3 protein-coding genes and 1 pseudogene are annotated in these 2,909 nt (G+C 30.2%); all 4 read left to right on the plus strand.

From position 1 onward, the window contains the following. Positions 1-619 (plus strand): annotated as a pseudogene (locus SULYE_RS08455) (site-specific DNA-methyltransferase); the annotation flags it as partial. After that, complete coding sequence (locus tag SULYE_RS07405) at positions 620-1,399, plus strand: TdeIII family type II restriction endonuclease (protein ID WP_007548066.1); 780 nt, start codon at positions 620-622, stop codon at positions 1,397-1,399. 2 nt (positions 1,400-1,401) lie between these two features. Continuing rightward, positions 1,402-2,721, plus strand: a complete 1,320-nt coding sequence (gene rpoN, locus SULYE_RS07410; RefSeq protein ID WP_007548068.1) for an RNA polymerase factor sigma-54 — start codon at positions 1,402-1,404, stop codon at positions 2,719-2,721. Between the two features lies 1 nt (position 2,722). After that, a partial coding sequence (locus SULYE_RS07415; RefSeq protein WP_007548070.1) for an HPF/RaiA family ribosome-associated protein occupies positions 2,723-2,909 on the plus strand: 187 nt, incomplete at its 3' end.

A 2,909-nucleotide genomic window follows, 5' to 3' on the forward strand; every position in this document is an offset into this window, starting at 1 on the left:
AGAGCCTGTTTATACGACTTATTATTGTAAGAAACATAGAAAATTATGTAAACCAGTCTTTACTATCTCTAAATGGTGGCAATGCTATGCAGACGATACATTAAAACGATTAACAGAGTTTGACAAACTCAGGACAGATACACTTCAAATATGCCTTGCAGGTGATAGTAGAAAAATAGATATTTTTTCAGAAGTAGAAAAACAAAGTCCACGATTTGCTGAGATTCTAAAAAAACAAAAAATTAGAGGAATATTTACAAGTCCACCATACCTTGGTTTGATAGACTACCATGAACAGCATGCATATGCTTATGAAATATTTGGATTTGAGAGGAAAGATGACTTAGAAATAGGTTCTTTATCGAAAGGAATAGGAAAAAGGCAGAAAGAAGCATACATTAAAGATATAGCAGAGGTTTTAATAAACTGTAAGAAATATTTACAAGAAGACTACAATATATTTATAGTTGCAAATGATAAATATAATTTATATCCAAAAATTGCAGAACTTGCAGGTATGAAAATAGTAGACGAATTTAAAAGACCAGTGCTATGTAGAGTAGAAAAAAACAGGAATCAATTGTATTCCGAGTCGATTTTTCATCTTAAGGAGAAGTAAATGTTTTTAGATAAAAAGCAAATTGTTGAAGTCGAGAAAACAATAGAGGATAGCATAAAAAGAAAGTTAAGGGAATATGAGCCAGAAACAAATTATATGCCTTTTCATTATAGGCTTTTAGGAAAAGATAGAATAGCTTTATACTCTTTCATCCATTCATTAAATACAACCTTTGGAACATCCATTTTTGAACCAGTGGCTGAAATTCTCTCAAGAAAAAACTTTATTGAAGCACATAAACAATATCGTGTTGGTAATCTAATAAGTACTCATGCACAAGCAGAAATCCAAAAAATAATAGACGAATTAGCCTCAGGTCAAAGAAATCCTAATAAATTTGAAGAGATAGAAAGGATAAGAAAAGTAGCAAAATCAGGGAATTTGGTTAAAACAAAGGTTGTTAAAGTTGACATCCTTTTGAAAGATAAAGATGGAATGGTTCATATGTTTGATTTAAAGACGGCAAAACCAAATATATCTGAGTTTAAAACAATTAAAAGAACTTTATTGGAATGGATAGCCATATATCTACAACGAGAACCTGATGCTAAGATAAATTCTTATATTGCAATACCATATAATCCATATTATCCAAGACCTTATGAAAGATGGACTATTAAAGGAATGATTGATATAAACAACGAGCTTAAAGTAGCAGAAGAATTTTGGGATTTCTTAGGTGGAGATGGAGCTTATGAAGAATTATTAAAATGTTTTGAAAGAGTTGGAATAAAACTTAGACCAGAATTGGATCAATACTTCAGCAGGTTTAAGGATTAGCTATGAAACAAAACTTAGGACTGAAGCTTCAGCATAAGCTAAACCTTACACTTAGTTTAAAACATCAACTTAATATAATGGTGATGCCAAAGCAAGAACTTCTTCAAGAAATCATTCATGAACTTGAAGAAAATCCATTTTTAGAAGAAGAGATTCATATAAATAATGATTATCAAGAAAAACTTACAGATTTATCTGTTTCTTATGGAGAAGATGGAGAAGAGCTAAACCCGTTAAACAGACTGACTTACAAGCCATCACTTTTAAAAACCTTAGAATTTCAGATAGATTTAGAATTTGATGGCAAAGAAAAAGAGATAGCATTAGATATTATAGATAACTTAGACGAGAAAGGGTATGCTTCACAAGAAAGCTTAAACGAGATAGCATCAAAATACAATGTAGATATTGAAGCAGTAGAAAAAATAAGAAAAAAATTAATGAAGCTTGAGCCAACAGGACTCGGTGCTAAATCGTTGACAGAATTTTTAATTACAGAATATAGAGAAAAATTTGGAAGAGACAGCATAGCAGAGCAGATTATCCAAGAAGATTTAGACAAAATCAAAGATAAAGAATATTTATTAAAAAAATATCAAATCGATGAAGAATCTCTTGAAGAGATTATTTTAAATATAAAAGCATTAAGACCTTATCCGCTCTATGGATATGAAGACTTTGAAGCACATTACGTAGAGCCGGATATTTTTATATATGAAACAAACGATGAAGACCATCCTTTTGAAATAGTAATCAATGAACAAGACTTACCAAAGCTTAATTTAACGAACCAATACAAAAAAATTTTAAATAGAAAAGATATAAACGAAGAAACAAAAAAATTCTTGTATGAAAAATTGCAAAAAGCTATTGGCTTAATTAGAGGCATAGAACAAAGAAGGGAAAATCTAAGAAAATTAGTAGAAACTCTTGTAGAACATCAAAAAGATTTTTTACTCTATGGAAAAGAACGTTTAAAACCACTTACTTTAAAAGATGTGTCTCAAAAAATAGGATTACACGAATCTACAATTAGTAGAATTGTGTCAAATAAATTTGCACAAACTCCAATAGGAGTATTGCCTTTAAAAGCATTCTTCTCAAACAAAGTTAGCAAAGAAAGTGGAAATATTTCATCAGATCATGTAAAATACTTAATCCAGAATTTAATAGAAAATGAAGACCCTAAAAAACCTTTAAGCGACAATGACATAGTAAACTTACTCAAAAAAGAAGGGATTCATGTAGCAAGAAGAACAGTAACAAAGTATAGAGAAGAGTTAAATATACCCGATTCGAGAAAAAGAAAAAAAGGAGGCTAACATGCAAGTAGAACATGTCGGAAAAAACATTGAAGTTACCGATTTTATCAAAGCCTATTCAGAACATAAGCTTGAAAGACTAAAACATTACTTAAAAGATTTAGACGTAGCCCCAGACGCTGTAAGGGTAAGAATAGTTTATGATTTTGAAAAGCATAGACATAGAAACAGAGTAGATATAGATGTTT

This window comes from Sulfurihydrogenibium yellowstonense SS-5, assembly GCF_000173615.1.
Taxonomy (GTDB): Bacteria; Aquificota; Aquificia; order Aquificales; family Hydrogenothermaceae; genus Sulfurihydrogenibium; species Sulfurihydrogenibium yellowstonense.